We start from the raw sequence: 26,888 nt of genomic DNA, 5'->3' as shown, positions 1-26,888 counted from the left end.
AGATAATTCCAAGTCTTTAGCTATATCAGGCTTGGTTTCACCAGCAAGGAAACGCTTAACAGCCTGAACCTTCAGCTCATAGGAATATGACGAATACTTTGACCTATCCACAACAGCTAGCCTGCCATGAATACGCCACCGATCCTGAAAATTTCTCGACGCATACCTACTACACCCGGCTAGGTCAGCAGCCGCCTCTCTTCCGTAACCAGCCTCAAATAACTCAATCAAACGAAGCCGCTGACTATAAGACAAAGCAGCATTCTTGCGCATAAAGATACTCCCCGAAAGAAGGAACCAAATTAACCAGTCCAACTTTCGGGGAGCACTTCAAAAGCTGCGCAGGGCCTTTTCTCTTCATTTACTTAGTTCTTGCGTTTCCTAGCGGCTCTGATTCCATCGGCAGCCGCACCCTCAGCAATAAGAGATAGCGCAGCCGCCAGCACCGATAATGGGCAACCCTTTTGCCTTGGCTTCCTTTGCAGGTTTGGGCTGCTATTTCGGGGACATTATTTGCAAAAGAAAAGCCCAGTTCCATAAGGAACCGGGCTCTTCTAAAAGGTTTTTACTTCGCCTTCTCGACGATTTCGAGTAGGCGCCAACGCTTGGTGGCAGAGGTGGGACGAGTCTCCATGATGCGGACTCGGTCGCCAATGCCGGCCTCGTTGTTTTCGTCGTGAACGTGAAGCTTGGTGCTCATGTTCATGATCTTGCCGTAAAGGCGGTGCTTAACGCGATCCTCAATGCGAACAACGATGGTCTTATCCATCTTGTCCGAAGTGACGATACCGGTACGAACCTTGCGACCGGCGCGCTCTGCAGCCTTATCGTTTACCTGCTCGCTCATTCTGCGGCCTCCTGTGCGTCCGGATCCTCGATAATGCCGAGGCTACGCTCACGCAGCACCGTGTAGATGCGTGCGATATTCTTCTTGACCTCACGAAGCTGCGCGGTGTTCTCCAGCTGGCCGGTGGCCGACTGGAAACGAAGGCCGAACAGCTCCTCCTTGAGAGCAACGACCTGGTCGTTGAGCTCCTTAGCGCTGAGACCACGCAGGTCAGCGGCCTTGTTAGCGGATGCCATCAGTTTTCACCTGCCTCACGCGCGATGAAACGCGCCTTCATGGGTAGTTTGTGGATAGCAAGACGCAACGCCTCACGAGCAACTTCTTCGGAAACACCCGAAAGTTCAAACATCACGCGACCCGGCTTTACGTTGGCTACCCAGAACTCCGGGGAACCCTTACCGGAACCCATACGGGCTTCTGCGGGGTGCTTGGTAAGCGGACGGTCTGGGAACACGTTGATCCAAACCTTACCGCCACGCTTCATGTGACGGGTCATAGCGATACGAGCGGCCTCGATCTGACGGTTAGTAAGGTAACCGTGACCAACAGCCTGAATGCCGTAATCGCCGAATGCGAGCGTCGTGCCGCCCTTTGCGAGGCCGGAACGGCCAGGGCGATGCTGCTTGCGGTATTTAACGCGACGAGGAATTAACATAATTAAGCTCCTGCGTTCTGAGTTTCGGGGGCGGCGCTTTCAGCGCTCGCCTTGGTAGCGCTACCGGCGTTGGCCTGCTGCTTGCGGGCCTGGTCGGAACGGCGGTTACCACCGCGGCCAGGGCGACGATTGCCGCCACGACCACCACGGCCACGCGCAGGAGCCTGCTCACGAGCAGCCTTCTGAGCAGCGCGCTCAGCGCGGGTGCCTGTGACGTCACCGTTGTAAACCCAGACCTTCACACCAATGCGGCCGTACTGAGTACGAGCTTCGTAGAAGCCGTAGTCAATGTCAGCGCGCAGGGTGTGTAGCGGAACACGACCCTCACGGTAGCCCTCGGAGCGGCTCATTTCAGCGCCACCCAGACGACCGGAGCACTTGATGCGAACACCCTTTGCTCCTCCGCGCATAGCGGACTGCTGGGCCTTACGCATTGCGCGACGGAAAGCGACGCGGGCGCCGAGCTGCTCGGCAATGCCCTGAGCAACGAGCTGCGCGTCGGTCTCAGTGTTGCGAACCTCGAGAATGTTCAGCTGAATCTGTTTTCCAGTCAGCTTCTCCAGTTCGCCACGGATGCGTTCTGCCTCGGTACCGTTACGACCGATGACGATGCCCGGGCGGGCAGTCGACAGGTAAATGGTCACGCGCTCGTCGCTGCGACGCTCAATCTCGATCGAGCTGACGCCAGCGCGCTCGAGGTGGCTCTGCAGCCATTCCCGGATCTTCTGGTCCTCGGCAACAAAGTCCGAGTACTTCTTATCCGCATACCAGCGAGCGGTGTGATCGGTGGTGACGCCGAGACGGAAGCCGTTAGGATTGATCTTCTGACCCACGCTCAGGCCTCCTTCTCTTTATCAGTAGCGGGCTTGGTTTCTTTCTTGGCTGCCGGCTTCTTAGCGGCAGGCTTCTTGGCCGCCGGCTTTTCAGCCTTAGCAGCGGTCTTCTTCGCTGCCGGCTTCTTAGCAGCAGGCTTCTTGGCCGCCGGCTTTTCAGCCTTAGCAGCGGTCTTCTTCGCTGCCGGCTTCTTAGCAGCGGGCTTCTTGGCTGCGGGCTTTTCCTCAACCTTTGCCTTTGCCTCGACCTTGGTCTCGGCAGCTGCTGCGACGTCGGCCGGCTTCTTAGCCTTACCCTGCTGTGGCGCAGGCTTGTGCACGATCTCGCGGGCTTCCTTCGGCTCGACAACCACAGTAATGTGGCTGCCGCGCTTGAGGATGGCGCTAGCCGAACCCTTCGCACGGGGGCGAATGCGGCGGAGCGTGACACCCTCATCCACGAAAGCAGTGGAGATGTAGAGGTCCTCGGCGCCAAGCGACTCGGTGGCCTCAGCGTTAGCTACCGCAGAGGCAACTACTTTGTAGACCGGCTCACTGGCCGCCTGCGGAGCGAACTTCAAGGTCGCGAGGGCGTCAGTGACGTCCATGCCGCGAACCAAGTTCACAACGCGACGAACCTTCATCGGGCTCATGCGCACGTGGCGGGCGATAGCGTACGAGCCGGGTCGATCGCCGAGCAGGGCGAGGCGACGGCTTGGTCGCTCGTTAGTTTTGCTCATCATCAATTCCTTCTGCGGGCTTAACGCCTGCGGCTCTTCTTGTCGTCCTTAACGTGACCACGGAAAGTCCGCGTGGGAGCGAACTCACCGAGCTTGTGACCGATCATTGCTTCGGTCACGAACACGGGAACGTGCTTGCGTCCGTCATGCACAGCCAGAGTGTGACCAAGCATGTCGGGGGTAATCATCGAACGGCGCGACCAAGTCTTAATGACGTTGTGCGTGCCGGCTTCGTTCTGTGCGTCGACCTTCTTCTGCAGATGGTCGTCGACGAACGGTCCTTTTTTAAGGCTGCGTGGCATTTCTTAATCTCCCAATCAGCGCTTCTTGCCACTCTTGCGGCGGCGAACGATCATCTTGTTGCTGGCCTTCTTAGGCGAGCGGGTACGGCCCTCGAGCTGACCCCACGGGCTAACCGGGTGACGGCCACCGGAGGTCTTGCCCTCACCACCACCGTGCGGGTGGTCGTGCGGGTTCATAACAACACCACGGACAGACGGGCGAACGCCCTTCCAGCGCATACGGCCGGCCTTGCCCCAGTGAATGTTGGACTGCTCGGCGTTGCCTACGGAACCAACGGTTGCGCGGCAGCGAACGTCGACCATGCGCATCTCACCGGAAGGCATACGCAGCGTGGCGTGCTTGCCCTCACGAGCGACGAGCTGAATCGACGAGCCAGCGGAACGGCCAAGCTTGGCGCCGCCGCCCGGGCGCATCTCCACGGCGTGGACGGTAGTACCGACCGGGATGTTGCGCAGAGGCAGGTTGTTGCCAGGCTTGATGTCAACGTCGGCGCCAGAAACGATCTGGACGCCCTGCTTCAGGCCCTCGGGAGCGATGATGTAGCGCTTAGCGCCGTCTGCGTAGTGCAGAAGTGCGATGCGAGCGGTGCGGTTCGGGTCGTACTCGATGTGAGCAACCTTTGCCGGAACACCATCCTTGTCGTAACGCTTGAAGTCAACCAGACGGTAGGCCTGCTTGTGGCCACCACCGATGTGACGGGTAGTGATGCGGCCGGAGTTGTTGCGACCGCCAGTCTTCGACTTCGACTTGACCAGGCTCTTTTCCGGAACCGAGCGGGTGACCTCAGAGAAGTCTGACACGCTCGACCCGCGGCGACCCGGCGTCGTCGGCTTGTACTTACGAATAGCCATTAGGTTTCTTCGTCCTTGTCTTCTTGAGATCAGTTACCGAAAATATCGATCCGCTGGCCCTCAGCGACGCTGACAATCGCACGCTTTGTGTTAGCGCGCTTGCCAATGCCGAAGCGAGTGCGGCGAGTCTTGCCTTGACGGTTCATGGTGTTCACGGAGAGCACCTTGACGCCGAAGACCTGCTCAACGGCGATCTTGATCTGGGTCTTGTTGGCGCGGGGATCAACGATGAACGTGTACTTGTTCTCGTCGATGAGCCCGTAGCTCTTTTCAGACACGACCGGCGCGATCAGGATGTCGCGCGGATCGGCGATCTTAATTTCGCTCATTTGGTGGCCTCCTGTTCAGCCTCAGTCTCGGTGGCAACAGCCTTAACCGACTTGCCCTTGGCCGGACCAGCAACGAAAGAGTCGAACGCGGACTTGCTGAAGACGACTGCCTGGCTTGCCAGAACGTCGTAAGCATTCAGCTGGTCGTACGCGATGACGTGAACGTTGTTCAGGTTGCGGACGCTGAGCCAAGCTGCCTCATCCTTGCGGTCGAGGACAACGAGGATGCGCTTGAAGTCGCCAAGAGCGGCGAGAGCAGCGGCTGCCTTCTTAGTGGAAGGGGCGTCGGTCACGATCGAGTCGATGATGAACAGCTTGCCGTCGCGAGCACGGTCGGAAAGTGCACCACGCAGTGCAGCGGCCACCATCTTCTTGGGGATGCGCTGTGCGTAGCTACGCGGGGTCGGCCCGTGGACGACGCCACCACCGGTCCACTGCGGTGCGCGGGTCGAACCCTGACGTGCACGACCGGTGCCCTTCTGGCGCCAAGGCTTACGGCCACCGCCGGAAACCTCACCGCGGGTCTTGGTGTCGTGAGTGCCCTGACGAGCAGCTGCTAGCTGGGCAACAACAACCTGGTGCATAAGCGGAATGTTTGCCTGGGCGTCGAAGATCTCGGCGGGCAGGTCGGCGGAACCAACCTTTTTGCCGTCTGCACCCAAAACGTCTACCTTGCTCACTTGGCATCACCCTTCTTGGCGGCGCTACGTACAACGACGAGGCCACCCTTGTTACCGGGGACGGCTCCGCGAACCAGAATCAGGCCGCGTTCTGCGTCAACAGCAGCAACCTGCAGGTTCTGGACGGTCTTGTTCTTGTTACCCATGCGGCCAGCCATGCGCATGCCCTTGAGCACGCGACCCGGGGTGGAACAACCACCGATGGAGCCCGGTGCGCGGTGCTTACGGTGAACACCGTGGCCTGCGCCGATACCGCGGAAACCGTGGCGTTTCATGACACCAGCGGTGCCCTTGCCCTTGGTTACGCCGGTAACGTCGACGAACTCGCCGTCGGCGAAGATGTCAGCGGTGATCTCCTGGCCAAGCTCGTATTCACTGGCGTTGGAGGTGCGCAGCTCAACGAGGTGCTTGCGCGGGGTAACGTTGGCCTTGGCGAAGTGACCAGCTGCAGGCTTGGTAAGAGCCTTAGCCTTCACGGCGCCGTAGCCGAATTGGACGGCAGAGTAGCCGTCAGTTTCTGGAGTACGGATCTGCGTGACAACGCACGGGCCGGCCTGAATGACAGTCACCGGAATGACGCGGTTGTCCTGATCCCACATTTGGGTCATACCGAGCTTAGTGCCCAGCACACCCTTCAAATTGCGTTCGGTCATTATTGCCTGCCTCACGGAAGCTTGATCTCAATATCGACACCAGCCGGAAGGTCGAGACGCATCAGCGAATCAACCGTCTTCGGAGTGGGTTCGAGAATGTCAATGAGCCGCTTGTGGGTACGCATTTCGAAATGCTCGCGGCTGTCCTTGTATTTGTGGGGCGAACGAATGACGCACCACACGTTCTTTTCGGTAGGCAGCGGCACCGGGCCGGCAACCTTTGCGCCGGTACGTGTCACCGTGTCGACGATCTTGCGCGCCGAAGTATCGATGACCTCGTGGTCATAGGCCTTGAGCCTGATGCGGATTTTCTGTCCCGCCACGTTAGGTTCCTCTTTTTCGCTCACATCGATTCAGTCTCGAACTTTCGTCCGATCAGAACCGATTCGGTCTGCTACTTGGTCGCTTTCGCGACCCTCGGTCTTGTGTTGGCGCTGCCGCCTCATTCGAGGCCGCTCGTCCAGTCCACTGCACCAGACCTACGAGCCTTAGCCGCAGAGTCTTCGCCTTCGGGCTTCCACCCTCAGTTTCCACTGAATTCAGTTTCTACTGAACCCTCAAGTGCAGTTAACCGGAGCCGGCTGGGCTCGATTGGTTTCTGGCGGACACGACACACGCTCTCGCTGCCTTAAGGGCTACCCGGGTGGCTTTTGAGATGGAGCCTAACCCGCCACGATGCTGTTTTTTGCAGTTGCTGACCCTGTTTGAGCCATATCCTGCTTTTCATGTCCGGCTTCAGAAAAGACCATTCAGCCTAGTCAACGCCGTGCTACTCCGACACCCGAGGTCGGGCGTGTCGCTTGCCTTTTTCGAATCAGCGAACGAATTCGACTGATTTTCTAGCTGTTGGACACACTCCAAGGTGCTGGAGCAACCTGTAAATAATCTCACGATGGCCGCCAAGATTCAAATCAAGGGATGAAACCGGTTTTTAGTCACTGTCTAACTCAGCCCTTGGGCTTCATCTGGTTTTGGAATGCCGCAACTCGTTCTTGCTTGGTGCGCTTGGAGCACCAGGAACAGTATTTTCCGTTCCTTGCCGCATACCAGTGGCAACATGACCTGCGGTGGAAGAACAATCCCGTTTTCCCGTATGCACTGATTATCTCGAACGTCCCCAGGCCTCGCAGCTCTTTTCTGCTAGCCAAAAGTTCTTCACCAAAGAACTTGGCTTTTTCAAGCCCCACCTGATCTGCGACTTTCCTAACTCCCAAAGCCAATGACGCCGCAATGTTTCCATGCAGATTTCTTATGCCAGGCCCGACTATGTGCTTCCAATTAGATGCCATTTCAAGAAGGTGGCCGTCCAGAAGCATTTCTGTCAGAGCGTCAAAGTTAGGATTATCGATGGTTTTGTTTTCAGCCAACCACATCGTCTTCGGGGTGCCGTTACGCAGCGACATAGAAACGTCGCCAGAGGTTAACAATGGCACAGAGCCGGTGAGTAGCGTGCTAGCGCTCGCCAAGCCGCAAAGCCTGTGGCAGTAACGCTGAAAAATCAACGAGGCGCCTTCTTTACAGAAAGGTAGCCCGCGCATTTCGCAATGCGCTTCGATCATTTTTCGTGCAGCACCCGACGCTGGATCGCATAGCTCAACAGCCGGGTAAACAGGATCATCCGTCTCAGGCGCACCAAATCGCACATCGTGATGAGCGAGATAAGGCAAGGTACGCTCGACTATCTGCACTGCGTCGAGTTCGTTAACACTTTCAGGCATGCGACAACTCTAAAAGCTAGCCACCTATAAAACCACTTGCCGAGCCTGCTTTAGCTAGCGCTTCCTGCCCTTGCGTTTTGCTTCCAGACCTTCCTCTGAAACGTGTTGCTGCACCGCCTCGTACGCGGGCTGACGCAAGGCATCGAAATCGATCGGTTCGGCCTTGGCCCTGGTCGGAGCGAGCATCCGGTAGACGATAAGCATGGCCACAATCCACACGGGCGCAGCAGCGATCGCCATGCGCGAATGAGCGTCGAGAGCCAAGAAGACCAGGACAACAACGAAGAAACCGATCGTCGCCAACGACATCAACCTGCCGGCGGGCATTTTGAAATTCGATTCGGCATGACGCTCTGGGAATTTCTTCAAATACCTCAAGTAGCAGACCATGATCAGGCCCCAAACTGATAGATAGAGGATCGAAGAGACGCCAGCCACCATGTTGAAGGCGTCCATCACCGAATCGGACAGCATCACGATTCCGATGGCCGGTGCGATGCAGATCGCGGTGAGGAGCAAAGAATTCTGCGGAATGTGCCTGCGGTTCAGTTTGCCGAGGTACCTGGGGGCATTGTCTTCGCGAGCCAGCCCGAACATGATCCTGGAGGTTGAGAAGACACCAGAGTTGGCGGAGCTTGCGGCAGACGTCAGAACTACGAAGTTAACAACGTGAAATGCGATTCCGATTCCGATAAATCCGAACATCTCAACAAATGGACTCTTATCGGGATCGATCAGGTCCCAAGGCTGAACCGACATGATGGCGGTTAGCGCCAAAACGTAGAAGATCAGGATCCTGGCTGGAATCGAATTAATCGCGCGAGGTAAGTTGTGTTCGGGGTCCGCGGTCTCAGCCGCTGCTGTGCCAGCCATCTCGATGCCCTGGAAAGAGAAGATGGCGATTTGGAAGCCACCCACGAAACCGAGCAGTCCGTTAGGGAAGAATCCTCCCCTATCCCACATGTGCGTCACCGAAGCCGGCGGCGCGCCAACAGTATCGGGCTGAAAGCTGATCAGAACCAGGAAGAGCCCCACCATGATGAGCGCGACTATCGTCGCAATCTTGATCATCGCGAACCAAAACTCAAGTTCGCCAAAGACCTTCACGGCCACCATATTCAGGCCAGTCAACAGCAGGACTACGCATAATGCCGGAATCCACTTTGGCACGTCCGGAAACCAAACCTCTAAGTATCCGCAGATCGCGCACGTATCTGCGATCGCAATGACCACCCAGCACATCCAATACGTCCAGCCCATATAAAAGCCGGCGGCTGGACCGATCAGGTCCGTGGCGAAATCGGCGAAGGATTTGTAAGCAAGGTTGGAAAGCAGAATCTCACCCATCGCCCTCATGACGAAGAAAAGGAAGAAACCAATAATGCAGTACACAAGGATGATCGACGGCCCAGAGATGCTGATGGTTCGTCCCGAGCCCAAGAAAAGGCCGGTGCCGATCGCGCCACCGATGGCTATCAGCTGCAGGTGACGATTCTTCAGTCCCCGTTGCAGGGTATGGTTTTGGCCTTTTGCGCTCATTTGACTCCTAAGAAACTAGAGCGATTTTACGGGACTCGACGCGTTTTCATTCAACCTGCCACCAGTTAGACATTTTGTTGCTTTGAAATCCCTGAAAATAGCGGGTGCACGGAAAGTAAGTTCCAAGCACCCGCTAGTTACTACCAATCCAGATCTGTAAGGAAAAGATCCTGAACCGGGCAAAAAGTTATTGCAATTACTAGCGTTCACTCAAGAAAGCCGCGAACTTCTTCAGCCTCGCTAGCGACTCGTCCTTGCCGAGAATATCCAGAGACTCGAACAGCGGCGGAGAAACCTGCTGGCCGCTAGTGCCGAGACGAACGGGGTTGAAAGCGAAACGCGGCTTGATGCCAAGTTTGCCAACCAGGTCCTCTCGAAGCGCTGCCTCGATGTTCTCGGTTGTCCAGTCGTCGATGGTGTCGAGAACCGAGATCGCGGATTCGACAACCTCACCGGCGTTCTCTTTTAGCTTCGAGACGGCTGTCTCGTCGAAGGTCAACTCTTCGTTGGTGATGAAGAGGAAACGGATCTTTTCAAGGGCCTCGTCTAGAGTTACCAGACGCTCCTTGATGATCGGGGTGGCTGCGCGCACGACGTCCTCATGACCCTCGTGCATCGACTCCCACTTGCCGTTCGACTTAGCGTGCTCGATGATTCGGTCTGCAAGCTCATCATCGCTTAGGGAACGGATGTAGACGCCGTTCAACCAATCGAGTTTCTTGGTGTCGAAAACCGGCCCGACGGTGTTGACCTTAGCCCAATCGAAGTTTTCGACGAACGACTCGAATCTCTCCACCTCGTTGTCGTCTGTCGGCGGGTAGGCCAACAGCTGCAGGAAATTGCGCAGCGCCTCAGGCAGATAGCCCTGCTCACGGAACCAGGTTAGGCGCGCTGCGGGGTTCTTGCGCTTGGAAATCTTGGAGTGATCTGTGTTACGCAGTAGCGGCATGTGGGCGAACTGAGGAACGTCCCAGCCAAGCCACTTGTATAGCAGCATGTGCTTGGGGGTCGAGCTGATCCACTCTTCGCCGCGAACGACGGTGGAGATATTCATCAAGTGGTCGTCGACCACGACAGCCATGTGGTATGTCGGAAAGCCGTCTGCCTTCAAAATAACTTGGTCGTCGGGGAAAGGCGCCTTGACGTGGCCACGGATCAGGTCGTCAAACATGGTGGGCGCGTCGTCGGGAATCAGCATTCGCACGACGGGAGTCTCGGAGAAGCCAGGCAGTTTAGCGCGCTCCTCGCGGGTCATACCTAGGCACATGCGGTCATAACCGGTGTTTTCCTGCTTGCTTTTCGCCTGCTCGGCACGCATGTCAGCCAACCGCTCTGCGGAGCACCAGCAGTAATAGGCGTGGCCGTCTTCGATTAGCTTCTCGACGTAAGGCTTGTACGTGTCCAGCCGCTCGGACTGCTTGTAGGGTTCATATGGCCCGCCGAGAATCGGCGACTCGTCTGGATCCAGACCGAGCCAATCCAGCATGTCGTAGATCTGCTGTTCGGAACCCTCGACTAGACGGTTCTGATCGGTGTCTTCGATTCGCAGAACGAACTTTCCGCCGGTTTTTTCCGCCCACGCCTTGTCGAACAGGGCCATGTAGGCGGTGCCGACGTGCGGATCACCAGTTGGGCTTGGGGCAACACGAGTACGAGCTTCAATCACGGCAAACCATGCTACCCCACAAACCCGTCACACGTAGTTTCTAACTTTGGCGAAGATCTCCGGGTAGTGGTTTTCGACGCGTTTCACGGCTGCCCGCAGCAAGAACACGTAGAGGATCAACGGGATGACAAGGGCCAGCACGCCACCGACGATCTTCAACGTCTGGTTACCGTTCAAAAATCCGATGAGGAAACAAATTCCACCCGCAAGGATAGGCAGCAAAGATCCGAACATCGAGGCCATCGACGCGATGAACGCGCCGCCAGAGAATCCGCTCTTATCCTTCCACGGGTTAGTTCCTGGCCTAGCCATCGGATAAGGGTTGAATGCGCTCAGCAAAACTCCCACGCCTGCCGAACCAAGGAAGACGCCCACATAGAGCACCAGAAGCTCGGCAATGACGTCACGCTTGGGCGAAAAAATCAGGCAGACCGTGAAGCCCGATACAAATAATGCAAGCGAAGGCAAGATCGAGGCACAATGCCTAAAGAACACCAGAGTCTTGGCAGGCAACGGGCTCGAAATATGCAGCCAGTTCGATGGGCCGTCGTACCCGAAATCGTTGCTGCCCAGCAGCGCGGGAGTCACGGTGAACAACAGCAGGAAAAACAGCTCCATGCCGTTAGAAGGCATGAATACTACGTAAACCAATAGCAGCGGATACAAAATGATGCTCATCAAAAGTCGCGTATCGCGAATGAAGTAGCGAAGCGACCTAGACAGGATCATCGGGCCAGCTCCCCAGGGCAGCCCCCGAAGCAAAAGCGGAACGCCGACCGGCGATCGCTTCTTTTTCTTCTTCGAGACACTTTCCCTGATCGGCTCGACGAGGCTGCGCATCAGAAGCCGCTGCCAGGCCACGACGACTGCCACCAGCAGAGCACAACCGATGAGAACTTGAGCGACACCGACGAGTGTGACGGAGAAAGCCAGATTGATGATACCCGCTACGAGAGCGCCAAGGGTCCAAGCCCCGATTACCACGAGGACGTTGAGCACCTGCATAGCGAAGCCAAAGTCGCCGCCGGATTCCTCAACCCGCTGCATCCAAAAGCCCCAGCAGCCAAACACGATCGTCAAAGCCATGAAGCCGAGGAACGAGATCAGCCCCCTCTTTTCCCTCGATCCCCTACTGGCGAAAGACATGGAAAAAAGCGCAAAAACCTCTCCGAGCAAGATGGTAAAGACCAAAGTAGCTGCCATCGCCGGAAGAAAAGCGATTATCCAGAGCGCTTTTCCAGCGCTAGCCAAACCGAAGCAGCCACCCCACGTCGTAGCAAATGTGATCAGGATCGCGATCACAGCCCTGACCTGGAATAGCGAACAAACCAAGGCAGGTACCTTGATGTCTTTTGTCCGCAACGGCAAGAACGAATATTGCTCTGGAATAAACCTGCCCTCGGCTGCGGCCAACATCAGACCCAAAAACAAGTAACCCAAGGTACCTAACGCGCACAATGCGCCGAGCGCCTCCGGCATCGCCGATTCAGCCACCAGGCCAAACCCGGCGAAAGCACCGACGAACATGAAGCCTGCTCCGTAAAGCAGAACAAACACGCTGAAGATCATGCCTGCCGTGTTGGCACGCAGTGAGCGCCACCACAGCTTCGCTTGCAGCCCGATGAGTGCTTTGACCCGCTGACTCGCCAGTTGCTTTTCCGATAAACCAGCGGATTTGATTTGGGTGCTGGGCCTCTGCATCACTTCGTTCCCAGCCATCCGAGCGATCCCTCCCCCAGCTGGCCACCGCCAACCAGATTAATGAACACTTCGGTCAAAGAATGGTTTTGGCGAACGCTCTCAGTCGGTCCGCACGTCAGCACCTGGCCTCGGCCAATGATTGCGACGTGATCGCAAAGCCCCTCCACGATCTCCATGACGTGAGAGCTCAAAATTACGGTTCCGCCAGATGCTGCATAGTTTCGCAGGATCTGCTGGATAATCCTGCCGGAAGCCGGGTCGACCGCCTCCAGTGGCTCGTCGAGAATCAACACAGCGGGGTTGTGCAACAAAGCAGCGGCAAGCAGGATCTTCTTAGTCATGCCTGCCGAGTAGTCAACGATCCTCTTGTCGACGGCGTCGCTCAGCCCCAGAGCCTCGAGAAGCTCCCCGGACCTGGCCTTAACGGTCTCCTGTTCCAAACCTCGAATGGCGCCTAAGTAGTAAAGAAGTTCCGAACCGCTCAACCTATCGAAGACTGGAAGCCCATCGACGAGTAGCCCGAGCGACACCTTAGCCGCCTGAGGATCACGCCACACATCGTGTTCATCAAGCCAGACGTCGCCCGCATCGGGACGCGTCAGACCCGTCCACATGGAAATAGCTGTAGTCTTGCCGGCGCCATTCGGCCCAACTAGTCCATAAATTGAGCCTTTGGGGACGTCCATCGTCAACCTGTCAACAGCAACAAGCTCACCGAACCGTTTCGTCAGGCCACGCGCAGAAAGCGCAACAGATGTTGGATCATCGATCAACGGCTCAAAATACGGCTGCCATCCTGACATTTGCGAAATCGGCTGATTGGTCATAGTTAAAGCGTAGAACGAAGGTCCATCCGCAAGAAACCGAGACTCGCGACCACGCAGAAAAACACCCCGGCTAAACAGCAACCCTCATCTACGCGGGGCAGCCACGTTGAAGAGCGCCCGAAAAAATTCTGCCAAACTCAACGCTCAAATTCGCCCAGGGGCTGGATCAAAAACTGCAAAACGCTCCGACAAGGGAGAACACAAAAGTGCGCAGCAGCTACACGATTATTCAGTTGAGTTTGGCTAGAAAAAGTGATGCCCCGCAAAAAATGCGGGGCATCACTGACTAAAAAATCGTTACTTGACGATCTTGGTTACGCGGCCAGCGCCAACGGTGTGGCCACCTTCGCGGATAGCGAACTTCAGGCCCTCTTCCATAGCGATCGGCTTCTGCAGAACAACATCCATCTCGGTGTTGTCGCCAGGCATAACCATCTCAGTGCCCTCCGGCAGGTTGATGGTGCCGGTGACATCGGTGGTGCGGAAGTAGAACTGCGGGCTGTAGTTGGAGAAGAACGGCTTGTGACGGCCACCCTCTTCCTTCTTCAGAACGTAAACGCTACCGGTGAACTCGGTGTGCGGCTCGGTCGAGCCAGGCTTGGTAACAACCATGCCGCGCTCAACGTCTTCCTTCTTGGTGCCGCGGAGCAGCAGACCGACGTTGTCGCCAGCCTCGCCCTCGTCGAGGATCTTGCGGAACATCTCAACACCGGTGATGGTGGTGGTCTGAGTCGGGGCCAGGCCGACGAGCTCAATGGTGTCACCAGTGTGAACAACACCGCGCTCGATACGACCGGTAACGACGGTGCCACGACCGGTAATGGTGAAGACGTCCTCAACCGGCATCAGGAACGGCTTGTCGAGGTCGCGCTCCGGCTGCGGAACGTACTCGTCGATGGCGTTCATGAGCTCCATGATGGACTCTGCCCACTTCTCGTCGCCTTCCAGCGCCTTCAGGGCGGAAACGCGAACGACCGGGCAGTTGTCGCCGTCGAAGTCCTGCGAGCTGAGCAGCTCACGGATCTCCATCTCGACGAGCTCGATGAGCTCCTCATCGTCAACCATGTCGCACTTGTTCAGCGCAACGACGATGGCCGGAACGCCAACCTGGCGAGCCAGCAGGATGTGCTCGTGGGTCTGAGCCATCGGGCCGTCAGTGGCGGCCACAACGAGGATGGCGCCGTCCATCTGAGCAGCACCGGTGATCATGTTCTTTACGTAGTCGGCGTGACCCGGGCAGTCAACGTGCGCGTAGTGACGCTTCTCGGTCTGGTACTCAACGTGAGAAATCGAGATGGTAATACCACGCTGACGCTCTTCCGGCGCCTTGTCGATGTTCTCGAAGGCGGATGCCTCGTTGAGTTCCGGGTACTTGTCGTGCAGCACCTTGGTAATCGCCGCGGTCAAGGTGGTCTTACCGTGGTCGACGTGGCCGATGGTGCCGATATTGCAGTGCGGCTTGGTCCGCTCGAACTTGGCCTTTGCCACTTGGGCTCCTTTACGGATTATCGCCTCGCTGGTTGCGAGGCTCATCTGGACTTCGTCGGGGACTAAAGACCCTCGACCTATCTTTTTCAACTGTCAGTGCGAAACCACGATCGTTCGTCGTCCCCCAAGACAGTTTGTCTGTGGTTGCGGGTTTTGCCGGCCCAAGCTCAAGAACTTACGGAGCCCGGTTTGGCTTCGTCGTCCGGCTAAAGGCGCGGGGCATTGCCCACGAACTCTATCCATTTTTGCTTTGCTGGCGCCGATAGTCAAACTGGCAGCACAAATGCCGCCCGCTATGTTGCCTACGCAGTCATGGATATTAAACCAACTCCACAATAGTAGCCCACCATTTCAAGGCCCAAATCAGGCAATACGTCTGGTTATAAAAAGAAATCGGCCACCACGGACTATCCCATGGTGGCCGATCGCTAAATCAGCTTTTCTAGCTCATCATTTCAAACACGAACCAAAGCTCGAAGGAAACGGTCAGCGCAACGAAGAGCATCCACAGACCCGTGAAGAGGGCGTGCGGGATGATCGGGGACTTATCGAAGTTGCCCTTCTGACTCATTGTAGTGAAGATCAGCAGCTCTGCTACAAACATCGTGAATGGCATCGCTAGCGCGAAGAAAATAAGGCCAAGCGCGAAGGTAGCGCCATTCGGAATCAACCAAAGAATTCCAGTAATGGCAAGAACAGCACCCGACAGCAGGTAGGAAACCGAAGACAAAGAAAGAATCGAACGGAAATCTGCACTGCGCTGACGAAGGCCGAACACCCACTTGACGGTCAAAGGACGAAGCATCGCGATGATGAAGAAGCAGATAGCTGCCGTGATCAAGGTGACCAGCCAGGTGCCGAAGTTGAAGCTGAAGTAAGTGTAGCCACCAAATACTTCACTCAAGGCGCTATCAGCCGCGTCCGACGCGCGCCAACGCTGGTTCGCGAAAGCGAAACCGAATAGTACGCTCATCACGCCCGCTGCGATCAAACCGAAGTTTTTAGAAGATTCAGCGATCTCTAGCGCCTTCTCTGGAGCACCGCTTAGTACATGCTGGAAGGCCTTCCAGGACTTTCCTAAGAAAGACTGAGCGGAAGCAGAGACGTTGCCGATGTGCTGAGCTATCTGTTGGGCCTGCTGGTTTACGGCAGGATCAAAGCCCTGCTGGGACTGTAGCCCGTTACCGTAGTAGCCCTGCTGCGGCTGGTTACCGTAATAACCTTGCTGGTAATAACCCTGCTGGGCATACTGGCCATTTTCCGGATAATAGCCCTGGTAGCCCTGGGACTGCTGCGCATACGGATCGCCGTACTGACCAATTGCTACCGTTGGCTCATTATTCGACGGAGGGTACTGATAATTACCCTGCCCTGCGTACCCCTGCTGAGGCTGTAGCGGATTACCATACTGGTCATAACCGTAATTGGGCTGCTGCCCATACTGCTGGTTAGCGTAATACTGGCCTGCATCGCCGCCCTGTTGATACCCCTGAGGCTCCTGGGCTGCGCCTTCCTGGAAATTCTCCTGGGAGAAATTCTCCTGGTTTACGTCTGATCCGGGTTTCTGTTCCTCCGGAGAAAAGTCTTGCGACATACGCCCCTTCTTCCAAGACAAGTGAATAAGTAATTAGCAAGGCATGGCCACGCGAGAAATAACGCTAGCACACGCCAAATCGACAGATGCCGAACATCCGTACTTGTTTACCGAATAATTAAGTCACCACTCGATATCGGCTGCGGATAGGGCAAATACAATTTCGACAGGAAAGCTTAGCTTTCACCCAAAAAATTGCCGGCCAGGATATCCCGACCGGCAATTTTTGTAGCTATTTACTCGCCACCGTTAGCCTTTGCGATGACCTCATCGGCGATAGCCTTCGGAACCTCACCGTAGGAGTCGAACTCCATGGTGTAGGTGGCCTGACCGGAAGTCTTCGAACGTAGGTCGCCAACGTAGCCAAACATCTCGGACAGCGGAACCAGAGCGCGAACGACACGGGAGCCGTGCTCCTCGTCCATCGACTGAACCTGGCCACGACGAGAGTTCAGGTCGCCAATAACGGTGCCTAGGAAGTCCTCTGGAGTGGTAACCTCAACGGCCATCAGCGGCTCGAGCAGGGCCGGGTCGGCCTTGCGGGCGGCTTCCTTGAACACCATCGAACCGGCGATCTTGAACGCCAGCTCGCTGGAGTCGACGTCGTGGTAAGCACCATCGGTAAGGGTGACCTTGATGTCGTCAACCGGGTAACCGGCTAGCACACCGAACTGCATGGCTTCCTGGATACCAGCGTCGACCGACGGGATGTACTCGCGCGGAATGCGGCCACCGGTAACTGCGTTGACGAACTCGTAACCAGCGCCCGGCTCCTGCGGCTCGAGGTCGATGATGACCTTACCGTACTGACCGGAACCACCGGACTGCTTCTTATGGGTGTACTCAACGCCCTTGACAGCCTTGCGGAGGGTCTCGCGGTACGCAACCTGCGGCTTACCAATGTTGGCCTCAACGTGGAACTCGCGCTTCATGCGGTCGATCAGAACGTCGAGGTGGAGCTCGCCCATACCAGCGATGATGGTCTGGCCGGTCTCTTCGTCGGTGTGAACGCGGAATGTCGGATCCTCTTCAGCCAGACGCTGAATAGCGACGGACAGCTTCTCCTGGTCGGCCTTCGACTTCGGCTCAATAGCCTGTTCGATAACCGGATCCGGGAAGTCCATGGACTCGAGCTGAACCGGCTGGTCGGCGTCACACAGGGTGTCACCGGTGCTGGTTGCCTTCAGGCCCATGACCGCGCAGATGTTACCCGCGGGCAGCTCCTCGATCTCGTTACGCTTGTTGGCGTGCATCTGGTAAATCTTGCCGATGCGCTCCTTCTTGCCGGAGACGGAGTTCAGAACCTGGGTGCCAGCCTTCAGAACGCCGGAGTAAACGCGGACGTAGGTCAGCTTGCCGAGGTGCGGATCTGCAGCAATCTTGAATGCCAGCGCAGCCAGCGGCTCTTCCTTGCTCGGAGCGCGGTCGATCTCGACCGACTCGTCGCCCGGCTTGAAGCCGACGATGGCCGGAACGTCTAGCGGACTAGGCAGGTAGTCAACGACGGCGTCCAGCAGCGGCTGAACACCCTTGTTCTTGAAGGAGGAACCACAAAGAACCGCGGTGAAAGCGTTGGACAGAACACCGCGACGAATCGCAGCCTTAATGTCTGCAACGGAGATGTCCTCGCCACCGAGGTACTTCTCCATGAACTCTTCGTCGTTCTCAGCCAGAGTCTCGAGCATCTCGGTGCGAGCTGCCTCGGCCTGATCCTTCATGTCGGCCGGGATTTCCTCAACCTCGTAGTGCTCGCCCAGGTCAGTCTCGCCACGGTAGGTCTTGGCGTGCATCTCGACCAGGTCGACCATGCCCATGAGGTCAGCCTCCGAGCCGATCGGCAGCTGAAGAACGACCGGAACCACGTGCAGACGCTCGCGGATGGTGTCGACAGCGTGCGAGAAGGAGGCGCCGGTGCGGTCCAGCTTGTTCACGTAGCAGATACGTGGAACGTTGTAGCGGCTAGCCTGACGCCAAACGGTCATCGACTGCGGCTCAACGCCGGCGACGCCGTCGAAAACGGCTACTGCACCGTCGAGAACACGGAGCGAACGCTCCACCTCGACGGTGAAGTCGACGTGTCCTGGGGTGTCAATAATGTTGATCTGGTAGTTGTTCCAGAAACAGGTGGTAGCAGCGGAGGTAATGGTAATGCCACGCTCCTGCTCCTGCTCCATCCAGTCCATGGTTGCGGCGCCATCGTGCGTCTCACCGATCTTGTGGTTAATACCGGTGTAGTACAGGATGCGCTCTGTAGTGGTGGTCTTACCGGCATCGATGTGCGCCATAATGCCGATATTGCGCACCTTTTTAAGGTCGGTCTGCAAATCGAGGGCCACGTGTTCCCCTAAGTTCTAGTTGAATGAATAGTTTTATTGCCCCGCAGGGCCACATCCCTTTTGTACCCGATGCGATCGAGACTAAAGGAATGATCTTGGCAAGGCGGGCAAGCCCGTAACCAAGATTTCGTTTTGTAGTTACCCTGCGTAAAAGTTCAGTAAGCGTTTTAAGGTCGCCCACCGGCTGACGATGGGCGACCAGAAAAAATCTACCAGCGGTAGTGAGCGAAAGCGCGGTTGGCTTCCGCCATCTTGTGAACGTCCTCACGACGCTTGACGGAAGCACCAAGGCCGTTGCTGGCGTCCAGGATCTCGTTCATGAGACGCTCGGACATCGACTTCTCGCGACGATCACGCGAGAAGGAGACGAGCCAGCGCATGGCCAGCGTGTTAGCGCGAGCCGGCTTGACCTCGACGGGCACCTGATAGGTGGCGCCACCGACGCGTCGGGAACGAACCTCGACTGCCGGACGAACGTTCTCCAGAGCCTTCTTCAGGGTCTGCAGCGGCTCGACACCAGTCTTCTCACGAGTGCCCTCAAGGGCGGTGTAAACGATCTTCTGAGCGACGGACTTCTTGCCGTCACGAAGGATCTTTGCTACCAACTGCGAAACCAGCGGAGATCCGTAAACCGGATCGACTACCACTGGCCTCTTCTGGGCTGGGCCTTTACGTGGCATTACTTCTCCTTCTTCGCGCCGTAGCGGCTACGAGCCTGCTTACGGTTCTTGACGGCCTGGGTGTCGAGTGCACCGCGGATAATCTTGTAGCGAACGCCAGGCAGGTCCTTAACACGACCGCCACGCACGAGCACCATCGAGTGCTCCTGCAAGTTGTGGCCTTCACCCGGAATGTAAGCGGTGACCTCGATGCCCGAGGACAGCCTGACACGAGCGACCTTTCGGAGCGCAGAGTTCGGCTTCTTCGGGGTAGTGGTGTAAACGCGCGTGCAAACGCCGCGGCGCTGCGGAGATCCCTTCAGCGCAGGGGTCGCGCTCGCCTTAGTCTTGTCGGTGCGACCTTTGCGCACCAGCTGTTGGATTGTAGGCACCTTTTCGGTTCTCTTTCGTTGTCTTGGGTTTCCCTAAGCATTAACAATTTTCGTCAAGCCGGCCTGAACCACCGTTCATCCAGGAAGATCACGGCCTGAAATCACATGGAGCCTGACTTGGTCGGCGTTAAAACCGTAGCCGTTCAAGCATCTCACACGGACGTCAAAAATCGTTGTGCGGCCTTTCACACTCGCGGGCTCCTCGCAACGTTTAGGTGTCCCGCGCCATGCCAGGGCGCTTGTATTCGGGTAGCAACACACCGAACACAATTGAACAGGATACCCCGCGCATAAAGACGGGTCAAAAACTGCCGCATCATAGGCAACTTTTGACCCGTAATAAATATTTAGTTTTTTAATAGTGGCTGACCACAACCGTGCCCATCGGCGCCCAGTCGTAGATGAACTTTGAATCCGCCTCGTTCATGTTAATGCAGCCGTTGGAGCCGCCGGGTCCGCTCCACCCGAAGCTCGTCTGCCAGGGTGCGTAGTGGAATGCATAGCTACCGTGGAAGTAAGTCACCCAGCGCACGTTCGGCGTGACGTACCGCGAACCATCAGGGTGAGTGCCACGCATGGTCTGTGAACTGTACTTTAGATAAACATTGAACTTGCCGGTAACAGTTTCGGCGCCGGGCATTCCGGGAACCATCAGCATCGGGCCGCGAACCAGGGTTGCACCTTCATAAGCTGAGCTCGTGTTATTACCCAAATTAATCTCGAGCCATTTTTCTCCCGGAGCAGCCGCATAGGCAAGATTCTCTGCGCCTTCCGCAACAACCTTGTCTTCGTACCCGGCCTTGGTGACGTCGAACTCGAACTTGCCGGCGTACTTCTGACCGTCCTGCAGCGCAGCAACAGCCTCGGAGGCTACCGCATCTGCGTTCTTGACCGTGTATCCATCCACAGCATCGACAGCCACGGCTAGAACTTCGCCCTCCTCGGAGAAGTTGCGAACACCGTTCTTCGGTTCAACCTTTTCGGCTGCGGCCACCTCATTCACCCATTCGACGATCTTGTCGCCGTTCAGCTTAGGGGCTGCGTATGCGTCGTCTTCAGCTTCGATCTGCACCCAGCCGGCCTTGGTCGCGGCAGTTGCCTCGTAAGCCTGCGCACGTCCCTGGATGGAAGCAGAAAGCTTCAACAGTTCGTTAGCTTTATTTGCCGTTTCGGTGGCTTGTTCCACGCTGATCGACGGCTCAACTTGAGAAGTGGTCAGCGAAATATCTTGAGTGCTCAAATAATCGATAGCTTTGTCGAGGGTTTCCTTGACCTTATCGACGTCGATAGCGTTACCGCTCTTGCCCTCGACAGCCTTGAAGACTCCCTCGTTCTCGTCGAACTTGACGGCGGGGTTTTCGGCCGGAACGCCAGTCTTAGCGATCAAGGCATCCAGCGCTTCCTTCTGCTTGGCCTCATCGGTGGTAGTGACCGGCTCGACGTTCCGACTCTTGAACAAAGCGCCAAGCGAGTTCAGGAAATTGGAGTTCTTGGCGAAGGCCTCTTTAACGGTAGCGTCAACGTCGACGTTCACACCAAGATCGCTGAGAGCGTAAGAGTTCTGCTCTCCGTTGACCTCTACGTTGACTTTCGTATCGTTCAGCCTTTGAGTCATCTCTTTGGCCACATCTGGCCTGCTCTTGCCGGTGATAGAGAAACCTGCAACGGACGTGCGTGGCAAGCCCTTGCCCGAGAAGTAGAAGCAGTACGCCGCGACGGACAGCACCAGCATCAGAACTACTGCCAGCGTCGCCCACAGCGTTATCCGCTTAACCTTAGACTTGTTCTTTGACACGTGCTTCATAGTAACTAGATAGCCTTCCCCATTCCAGATAGTTGCAGCACTGGGGGGCTAACAATTCCCTAACGAAAAATTCGCTCTTTTGGCCCCGCAACCAAAACACCTGCAGCGGCCAAATTATCAGATGCAACAAGAAGGCATAGTCACTACCCTAACCAAATGGGGCAAATGCAAGGCAAAAGCGCTTGTTAAAGCGAGCGCAACAAAAAATGACCCGCCCGAAAACGGATCATTTTTTAAATAATTTTTTACTTCACCTTTGGCATCGGAACGTCTTTATTACCGGAGATCGTCTCCCACGGAACCTTGTCTGGCAGGTAGCTGTTGAACTCGTCAATGAGTTTCTCCTGATAGCTGCCCGAGTACTTGCCCTTCAAGAATTTGTCTAGTGCCTCGTCTTTGAAACGCTGCCAGGAGTATTTCTCGTTGCCGGGCAGGATCGGGTAGTAAAGGCAACCCGCCTTCTTAGCCGCGTCACGATCGCCTGGTGCGTCGCCGATAAGCATGATCTTTTCGGGATCGTACTTGCCGCTGGCAGCGTACTGGACGTGCTCCGCCTTGGATCCCTGCTCCTGGCCGGCGACCATCTTCATGTAAGGGGCCAGGCCGTGCGCATTCCATTCATATTCGAGCGCATGGACCGGTGTGGCTGAAACGACCATGGTGTCGACATCAGCCTGCATGGCCTCGATGGCTTCGCGGACTCCGGGGAACGGGCCGCAGCCGTGAACCATGTCTGCGATCGAATCGTTCACCGCGTCGCCCCAACGAATCGCGCGTTCGATCGTCTCGGATGGGTGATCCTTGTAGTAGGCAGCTATGCCTTTATCGGAGAGCGGATAATCGGGCGCCTGGGTGAAATCTGTAAGTTCTGGATACTCCGGAATGGTGACGCCACGCTCTGCCACCTCGACACGGTCGCGAAGCAGGTCGAGCAGCTGCTTTAGAGCAAGCCAACGGTTCAACCCGCGAGTGATCGAGCCTAGGTTTACGAAGAGCGCCGTCTGCCTAGCGAGCGTGGAGATTGGCTGTAGGTCCCAGTGCTTGATGTAGCAGGGGGTAAAACATTCCTGATGCTTAATATCCATCGCATCCATGGCACAGCCATCAGAGTCGATGCCGACGAAGAACTCCTTCGTCGGTTCGAAATCAACTAGTTCTTGAACGACCTCGGGGTATGTCACGAAAAGCCTCCTCGCTTTTTGGCCTGTACATCAATACTGTGCTGTTTGAGCCGCATTCGCTAGCGAATGCGGCTTGTTGCCCAACGAGGGCCGATAGCTGAGGATAAATTTTGTCAGTCAGGTTATTTAGAATGGTTGTAAAACCACCAAATGCGAGGATTAAACATGATTGAGCTTACCGCCGAACAAATTGACGTCATCAGGCAGTCTGCTCAAAAACAAGGGGCGCAAGATAGCCCCGTTCCGCTTGAATTGCGCCAAGAGCTCCTCGGCCCAATCACAGACCTGGTTTTCGTGCCTCACCATCAGCAACGGACGCTGACCGACGTCTATGGCCAAGACCAGAATTGGTTCACGAACTTGAACGCCGACTGGGAGGCCGCCAGGCAACTGGGCGCGGTGTACATGTTCAGCCCTGATACCATCACTTTTCCGCTTCACGATCTCACCGACGACGGCCAGCCGATCGTCGCATCCATCAGGCGTAGCTCTCGTCCCGAGGGACTGCCCTGGTACATGGCATATGTGACGCACAAGCACTCCAAAACGTACTCGAACCCGGCAAACGCGTTATGGGATTGGGCTTTCTTCCCTGGTGGCTGGGAAACAATCCTTCCTCCGCTTGCAGATTTGGCCTTGGACGAGAGTTGGGATTTCATCGAGGAGCGCGGTAACAGCAGGAAACCGTACAGCATTCTGCGCAGCTACCTTAAGTACACCTTCTACAAACTGCAGAGCGACGGCATGGTCTTCGAGGACGAAGATGCGCAATTCGCCGCGTTTAACACCGGCCTGGTGAACAAAACCTACGAAGCGATTTACGCCTGCTTTACAGCCAACGAGAGGGGCCCGCAGCCCTGGATTTTCCAAGAGTTTTGCTATGCAGGGCAGTCGGGTGCCGGCAAAAAACTGGTTTCCACTTTTAACCCGCTGCCGCCGAGAGCGAAGTATGTGAAGCGTCTTGAAGACTTGGTTTTCGACGGCACCCGACGTCTTGACGCCGATCGCGAGCACATTCTTCTGGACAATATCGACCGTCTGCCGGATGCCTTCCTATCCGAGGAGTTACGCGGCTTCAATGAGGCGTCCTCGTTTCTGGAAAACATCTACTCAACAGCTGACCGTCGGGCGCGCAAAGACAAGTTCTCCGATCTCGCCGAGCTAATCCAAAACGAGCCGAAGTACATGCGCAGGCTAACCAACCGGCTCAACGACGCCATCGAGTTGGCGCAGAAACGCGCGCAGTGGAATTACCGCACCGCAGTTCCCGCCTACTACCCCACTAAGGGCACCATGACCCTCTTGTTGCCGTTAGACCTGACCGACGACGAGCGTCCCGACGTCGCGCTTGTCTCCGAGCTGATGCCCACGGGCGTCTATGTCGGCCACACCATCCTCACGATGCGCATGGCCTACAACAACGCCCGCCTGGTGAGCCGCCCTGATAGCGACTGGTTGAACACGGGCGTCAAGCTGTTCGGCGGCGAGTACGACGAGTAACCACCAGGCTTAGCTTGAGGCCCGCGTTCAGCGTCTCAGGAGGCGACGGCTAGCTTCTCTTGCTTGTCGGCGTAGCGCCAGCGACGCCAAGTTGCGAGCGCCACTAGAGCTATCGACATAAGCAACATGCCGGCAGAGAACAAAAGCGCCAGTGATATCGCGTTGTTAGCTCCTCCTCCGCTGATCGCAGCCCGGATCCCCTGGCTCACGTATGTCATAGGCAGCCAAGGCCTGATCACCTGGAAGAATTGCGGGCTGGTCTCGATGGGGAATGTAGCTCCCATCGATCCGATCTGCAGGACGATAAGCACCAGCGAGATGAAGCGTCCCCTGAACCCAAACACTGCCACGCACGCCTGGTTGAAGATGACGAATGCCAGCGAGCCGGCCAGACATACGGCGACGAGTGCAGGCAAGTTTTCCGTCCCCAGCCCCAAAAGCCAATTCGATCCAAGACTGATCAATACTGCCTGGGCCACGCCAAGCAGGATTGCCGTACCTGTGGTTCGTCCCACAGCGATGCGCCACGGCTTATTCTTCAAGCGCCGATCGACCGCTGGGATAACCATGAAAATGCCGATTCCACCAACCCACATGGCCAGCGTCATGAACATCGGGGCGAACCCAGCGCCATTCGAGTTGACCGGATTGTTTCGCAAGGCATTCACTTGGGCAGCGCTTGCCGCTACGTCCGCTCTGTCCTGAGCCTGCTCGGCAGAAACCTTGGGAAGGCTTTGGCGACCCTCTTGAATGCCATCTTTGAGGGAATTTAGACCATCATCGATTTTTCCGCTGCCTTGTTTGGCGGTCGAGCTCGCCTGCTTAAGGGAAGTCAATCCTTCGGACAGCGTCCGACTACCGAACGAAAGCTCGCCTACCCCGGATGCCAGAGAACCTTGTCCAGCCGCAAGGTCGTTAGCTCCCTGGAGCAATCTGGTCTGCGCTGATGCGAGAGCCGCGCTGCCGGAAGCTATCTGCTGGCTTCCGCTACCTAACGCGTTTGCTGCGTTTGCCAATCTGGGGACCTTCGAATCTAGCGCTTTCATGCCAGAAGCCAGTTCGCTTGAGCCATCGGATATCTCACTGAATCCAGCGATCAGTGCCGAAGAGTTCAGCCTCGTTTTGTTTTGTTCGTCGTAGGGTCCGACCAGCTTGTTAGCACCTACGTTTAGCCTGTTAACGCCCTCGACAAGACCGTCGTCCTCGTCACCAATAGCCACTACAAGCGACTGGACCCCCTGATTCAACGCCTCGCTTCCCGAATACAGAGATTTTGCTCCGGCAGATAACTGGCCTGCCGCTTGGGATGCCTGAGCCACCCCTGAAGTCAGTTTCTGAGTGCCTGCAACCGCTTGCGGAAGCTGCTCGTTGAGATTAGCGAGCGAGACGCATATCGGATCTTGTCCGGTATGCAAGGCGGCACACGCATTGCTCAGCTGTTGTATCGAGTTAGCCGCTTGGGTGACTCCGGTTTGCAGCTCTGACGCCCCTGCTTTAGCCTGACCCAGTTTTTGGGCCAAGACAACTGAATTATCGCTAAGTGAGGCGAGTCCTGAGTTCAAGTCTGCGGAGCCCTGCCCTAATTTCGCAGCACCCTCCTGCAGAGCGGGCATTTTTGCGTTCAGTTCACCAATTCCCGCTGCCAGTTGATCCGCGCCAGTGGTATAGCGAGAAAGGGCTTCGGCGAACGAAGCCAAGCCGCCCACCAGCTTCGCGCTACCGCTCGCAAGTCGGTCAGTCGCGGAACCCAGCTCGGGCATGTAGCCATTCATAGTCTGAGTGCCTTGGGCAAGCCGACCGGATGCATCGGCGAGTTTCTCGGCACCAGGCGCCGACGCCTGGAGGCCGTCACGTAGTTGAACCGATCCATTGGCCAACGAGTCGGCGCCATTTTGGATTTTGGTAGCTCCATCGGCGAGACGCACGCCTGCTGCGTCAGCACGAACTGCACCATTTTCCAGCTCGCTAAGACCAGAGGTCAGCCTGGCAGACCCATCAGATAGTTGAGCAACCCCATTCTGCGCGTCTGCGAGCTTTTCGTCGACGATACCGAATCCGTTCAATACGTTATAGATGTACTGGCTTGCGATCTCTGAGGTTAGGGAATTTTCCAGATTGGCGGCTACAGTCGCAGCCAGCGTTCCAGACAAATAGTTGACGCCGTCATCCGTCGTCAGTGATAGCTGCGTCGCTTCGGGGTCTTTTTCGAAGTCACCCAACCCTGCGACCGCAGCAGAAAAATTGACCGGCATCTTCAGCACTGCCCGGACCTTCCCTTCGGCCAAAGCATCGTCTGCATCTTGGCTTTCCATCTGCTTCCATCTGAATCCGCCGTCTCCCGCCAAGAGTTTCTCGGTGAGGCTTTGGCCGACAGCCAAGCGCTGCCCTTCGAACTGCGCGGGTTCATCTTCGTTGACTACTGCTGCTGTAACCCGAGAGATGTTTGCAGTGTTGTCGTGGTAAGCGGAAGTCAGGACGCTCGCGTACAGCAATGGAATCAGTACCAGTGCTGTTACGACAACGATGTTGGCAACCAGATGCTTTCTTTTCTTCATCAAACCTTCAATACAGAGGTGTATCCAAAACGAACAGAACTAGAATACACATATGTAT

Annotated in this window: 25 protein-coding genes and 1 pseudogene; 1 reads left to right on the top strand and 25 read right to left on the bottom strand. The window is 56.5% G+C overall.

Going from position 1 to position 26,888, the window contains the following annotated elements:
• From G556_RS11455 to G556_RS0106450, 24 genes and pseudogenes are all read right to left on the bottom strand, one after another.
• The coding region (locus tag G556_RS11455) for a hypothetical protein (protein WP_211219447.1) at window positions 1–231 on the bottom strand (231 nt) is incomplete at its 3' end.
• A gap of 334 nt (window positions 232–565) precedes the next feature.
• The gene (gene rpsQ / locus G556_RS0106560; protein WP_028822193.1) at window positions 566–847 is read right to left on the bottom strand and encodes a 30S ribosomal protein S17; all 282 of its coding nucleotides are present in this window, start codon (window positions 845–847) and stop codon (window positions 566–568) included.
• The gene (gene rpmC / locus G556_RS0106555) at window positions 844–1,083 is read right to left on the bottom strand and encodes a 50S ribosomal protein L29 (RefSeq protein WP_016455377.1); all 240 of its coding nucleotides are present in this window, start codon (window positions 1,081–1,083) and stop codon (window positions 844–846) included. Before rpmC ends, rpsQ begins: the two co-directional genes overlap by 4 nt.
• Window positions 1,083–1,502 (bottom strand): 50S ribosomal protein L16, encoded by a 420-nt coding sequence (gene rplP / locus G556_RS0106550; protein WP_016455376.1) that lies wholly within the window; start codon window positions 1,500–1,502, stop codon window positions 1,083–1,085. The genes rpmC and rplP overlap by 1 nt, the downstream gene beginning before the upstream one ends.
• 2 nt (window positions 1,503–1,504) lie before the next feature.
• Window positions 1,505–2,335 carry a 30S ribosomal protein S3 gene (rpsC, locus tag G556_RS0106545; protein ID WP_016455375.1) on the bottom strand — a complete coding sequence of 277 codons (831 nt, stop codon included), beginning with the start codon at window positions 2,333–2,335 and terminating at the stop codon, window positions 1,505–1,507.
• A 239-nt stretch (window positions 2,336–2,574) separates the two neighbouring features.
• Window positions 2,575–3,054: pseudogene (gene rplV, locus G556_RS0106540) on the bottom strand (50S ribosomal protein L22); the annotation flags it as partial.
• A 20-nt stretch (window positions 3,055–3,074) separates the two neighbouring features.
• A complete protein-coding gene (gene rpsS, locus G556_RS0106535) occupies window positions 3,075–3,356 on the bottom strand; it encodes a 30S ribosomal protein S19 (RefSeq protein WP_016455373.1) in 282 nt (93 codons plus the stop codon).
• Window positions 3,357–3,371: 15 nt separating this feature from the next.
• Entirely contained in the window at window positions 3,372–4,208 is an 837-nt protein-coding gene (rplB, locus tag G556_RS0106530; protein ID WP_016455372.1) for a 50S ribosomal protein L2, read from the bottom strand.
• A 29-nt stretch (window positions 4,209–4,237) separates the two neighbouring features.
• On the bottom strand, window positions 4,238–4,537 hold the full coding sequence (gene rplW, locus G556_RS0106525; protein WP_016455371.1) for a 50S ribosomal protein L23: 300 nt from the start codon (window positions 4,535–4,537) through the stop codon (window positions 4,238–4,240).
• On the bottom strand, window positions 4,534–5,217 hold the full coding sequence (rplD, locus tag G556_RS0106520; protein ID WP_028822192.1) for a 50S ribosomal protein L4: 684 nt from the start codon (window positions 5,215–5,217) through the stop codon (window positions 4,534–4,536). Before rplD ends, rplW begins: the two co-directional genes overlap by 4 nt.
• Entirely contained in the window at window positions 5,214–5,870 is a 657-nt protein-coding gene (gene rplC, locus G556_RS0106515; RefSeq protein ID WP_024111224.1) for a 50S ribosomal protein L3, read from the bottom strand. Before rplC ends, rplD begins: the two co-directional genes overlap by 4 nt.
• 11 nt (window positions 5,871–5,881) lie before the next feature.
• On the bottom strand, window positions 5,882–6,193 hold the full coding sequence (gene rpsJ, locus G556_RS0106510) for a 30S ribosomal protein S10 (protein ID WP_016455368.1): 312 nt from the start codon (window positions 6,191–6,193) through the stop codon (window positions 5,882–5,884).
• A 624-nt stretch (window positions 6,194–6,817) separates the two neighbouring features.
• Window positions 6,818–7,588 carry a hypothetical protein gene (locus G556_RS0106505; RefSeq protein ID WP_028822190.1) on the bottom strand — a complete coding sequence of 257 codons (771 nt, stop codon included), beginning with the start codon at window positions 7,586–7,588 and terminating at the stop codon, window positions 6,818–6,820.
• A 54-nt stretch (window positions 7,589–7,642) separates the two neighbouring features.
• Window positions 7,643–9,127 carry an amino acid permease gene (locus tag G556_RS10485; RefSeq protein WP_036916151.1) on the bottom strand — a complete coding sequence of 495 codons (1,485 nt, stop codon included), beginning with the start codon at window positions 9,125–9,127 and terminating at the stop codon, window positions 7,643–7,645.
• A 199-nt stretch (window positions 9,128–9,326) separates the two neighbouring features.
• The gene (gene gltX, locus G556_RS0106495) at window positions 9,327–10,793 is read right to left on the bottom strand and encodes a glutamate--tRNA ligase (protein ID WP_028822189.1); all 1,467 of its coding nucleotides are present in this window, start codon (window positions 10,791–10,793) and stop codon (window positions 9,327–9,329) included.
• 27 nt (window positions 10,794–10,820) lie between these two features.
• On the bottom strand, window positions 10,821–12,512 hold the full coding sequence (locus G556_RS0106490; RefSeq protein ID WP_028822188.1) for a hypothetical protein: 1,692 nt from the start codon (window positions 12,510–12,512) through the stop codon (window positions 10,821–10,823).
• Entirely contained in the window at window positions 12,494–13,321 is an 828-nt protein-coding gene (locus G556_RS0106485; protein WP_051176747.1) for an ABC transporter ATP-binding protein, read from the bottom strand. Before G556_RS0106485 ends, G556_RS0106490 begins: the two co-directional genes overlap by 19 nt.
• A 297-nt stretch (window positions 13,322–13,618) precedes the next feature.
• A complete protein-coding gene (gene tuf, locus G556_RS0106480) occupies window positions 13,619–14,809 on the bottom strand; it encodes an elongation factor Tu (RefSeq protein ID WP_028822186.1) in 1,191 nt (396 codons plus the stop codon).
• 442 nt (window positions 14,810–15,251) lie between these two features.
• Entirely contained in the window at window positions 15,252–16,403 is a 1,152-nt protein-coding gene (locus tag G556_RS0106475; RefSeq protein ID WP_028822185.1) for a hypothetical protein, read from the bottom strand.
• A gap of 236 nt (window positions 16,404–16,639) precedes the next feature.
• Window positions 16,640–18,739 carry an elongation factor G gene (fusA, locus tag G556_RS0106470; RefSeq protein WP_016455360.1) on the bottom strand — a complete coding sequence of 700 codons (2,100 nt, stop codon included), beginning with the start codon at window positions 18,737–18,739 and terminating at the stop codon, window positions 16,640–16,642.
• 209 nt (window positions 18,740–18,948) lie between these two features.
• Complete coding sequence (gene rpsG / locus G556_RS0106465; RefSeq protein WP_016455359.1) at window positions 18,949–19,419, bottom strand: 30S ribosomal protein S7; 471 nt, start codon at window positions 19,417–19,419, stop codon at window positions 18,949–18,951.
• Complete coding sequence (gene rpsL / locus G556_RS0106460; RefSeq protein WP_016455358.1) at window positions 19,419–19,790, bottom strand: 30S ribosomal protein S12; 372 nt, start codon at window positions 19,788–19,790, stop codon at window positions 19,419–19,421. The genes rpsG and rpsL overlap by 1 nt, the downstream gene beginning before the upstream one ends.
• Window positions 19,791–20,145: 355 nt before the next feature.
• Complete coding sequence (locus G556_RS0106455; RefSeq protein ID WP_036916150.1) at window positions 20,146–21,594, bottom strand: L,D-transpeptidase family protein; 1,449 nt, start codon at window positions 21,592–21,594, stop codon at window positions 20,146–20,148.
• Between the two features lie 245 nt (window positions 21,595–21,839).
• Window positions 21,840–22,775: an HAD family hydrolase gene (locus G556_RS0106450; RefSeq protein WP_028822183.1), complete on the bottom strand. Its 936-nt coding sequence runs from the start codon at window positions 22,773–22,775 to the stop codon at window positions 21,840–21,842.
• Between the two features lie 165 nt (window positions 22,776–22,940).
• On the opposite strand from G556_RS0106450, the gene G556_RS0106445 reads away from it, so the two are divergent.
• Entirely contained in the window at window positions 22,941–24,275 is a 1,335-nt protein-coding gene (locus G556_RS0106445; protein ID WP_028822182.1) for a DUF3825 domain-containing protein, read from the top strand.
• 35 nt (window positions 24,276–24,310) lie between these two features.
• Here G556_RS0106445 and G556_RS0106440 read toward each other — a convergent pair whose 3' ends face one another.
• Window positions 24,311–26,830: a YhgE/Pip domain-containing protein gene (locus G556_RS0106440; protein WP_028822181.1), complete on the bottom strand. Its 2,520-nt coding sequence runs from the start codon at window positions 26,828–26,830 to the stop codon at window positions 24,311–24,313.
• Window positions 26,831–26,888 lie beyond the last annotated feature (58 nt).

Source organism: Propionimicrobium lymphophilum DSM 4903, from assembly GCF_000423485.1.
Lineage (GTDB): Bacteria > Actinomycetota > Actinomycetes > Propionibacteriales > Propionibacteriaceae > Propionimicrobium > Propionimicrobium lymphophilum.
The sequence above is the reverse complement of the archived record's forward strand: the minus strand, read 5'-3'. Positions and strand labels throughout refer to the sequence as shown.

Bases quoted from the DNA above. Each gene is read 5' to 3' on its own strand.
- rpsG (WP_016455359.1), bottom strand. From the start codon at position 19,419: ATGCCACGTAAAGGCCCAGCCCAGAAGAGGCCAGTGGTAGTCGATCCG.
- G556_RS0106455 (WP_036916150.1), bottom strand. From the start codon at position 21,594: ATGAAGCACGTGTCAAAGAACAAGTCTAAGGTTAAGCGGATAACGCTG.
- G556_RS0106505 (WP_028822190.1), bottom strand. From the start codon at position 7,588: ATGCCTGAAAGTGTTAACGAACTCGACGCAGTGCAGATAGTCGAGCGT.
- G556_RS0106475 (WP_028822185.1), bottom strand. From the start codon at position 16,403: ATGTCGCAAGACTTTTCTCCGGAGGAACAGAAACCCGGATCAGACGTA.
- rpsQ (WP_028822193.1), bottom strand. From the start codon at position 847: ATGAGCGAGCAGGTAAACGATAAGGCTGCAGAGCGCGCCGGTCGCAAG.
- G556_RS0106440 (WP_028822181.1), bottom strand. From the start codon at position 26,830: ATGAAGAAAAGAAAGCATCTGGTTGCCAACATCGTTGTCGTAACAGCA.
- rpmC (WP_016455377.1), bottom strand. From the start codon at position 1,083: ATGGCATCCGCTAACAAGGCCGCTGACCTGCGTGGTCTCAGCGCTAAG.
- G556_RS0106485 (WP_051176747.1), bottom strand. From the start codon at position 13,321: ATGACCAATCAGCCGATTTCGCAAATGTCAGGATGGCAGCCGTATTTT.
- G556_RS0106490 (WP_028822188.1), bottom strand. From the start codon at position 12,512: ATGGCTGGGAACGAAGTGATGCAGAGGCCCAGCACCCAAATCAAATCC.
- rplC (WP_024111224.1), bottom strand. From the start codon at position 5,870: ATGACCGAACGCAATTTGAAGGGTGTGCTGGGCACTAAGCTCGGTATG.
- G556_RS10485 (WP_036916151.1), bottom strand. From the start codon at position 9,127: ATGAGCGCAAAAGGCCAAAACCATACCCTGCAACGGGGACTGAAGAAT.
- rplP (WP_016455376.1), bottom strand. From the start codon at position 1,502: ATGTTAATTCCTCGTCGCGTTAAATACCGCAAGCAGCATCGCCCTGGC.
- G556_RS0106445 (WP_028822182.1), top strand. From the start codon at position 22,941: ATGATTGAGCTTACCGCCGAACAAATTGACGTCATCAGGCAGTCTGCT.
- rplB (WP_016455372.1), bottom strand. From the start codon at position 4,208: ATGGCTATTCGTAAGTACAAGCCGACGACGCCGGGTCGCCGCGGGTCG.
- rpsS (WP_016455373.1), bottom strand. From the start codon at position 3,356: ATGCCACGCAGCCTTAAAAAAGGACCGTTCGTCGACGACCATCTGCAG.
- rplW (WP_016455371.1), bottom strand. From the start codon at position 4,537: ATGAGCGAAATTAAGATCGCCGATCCGCGCGACATCCTGATCGCGCCG.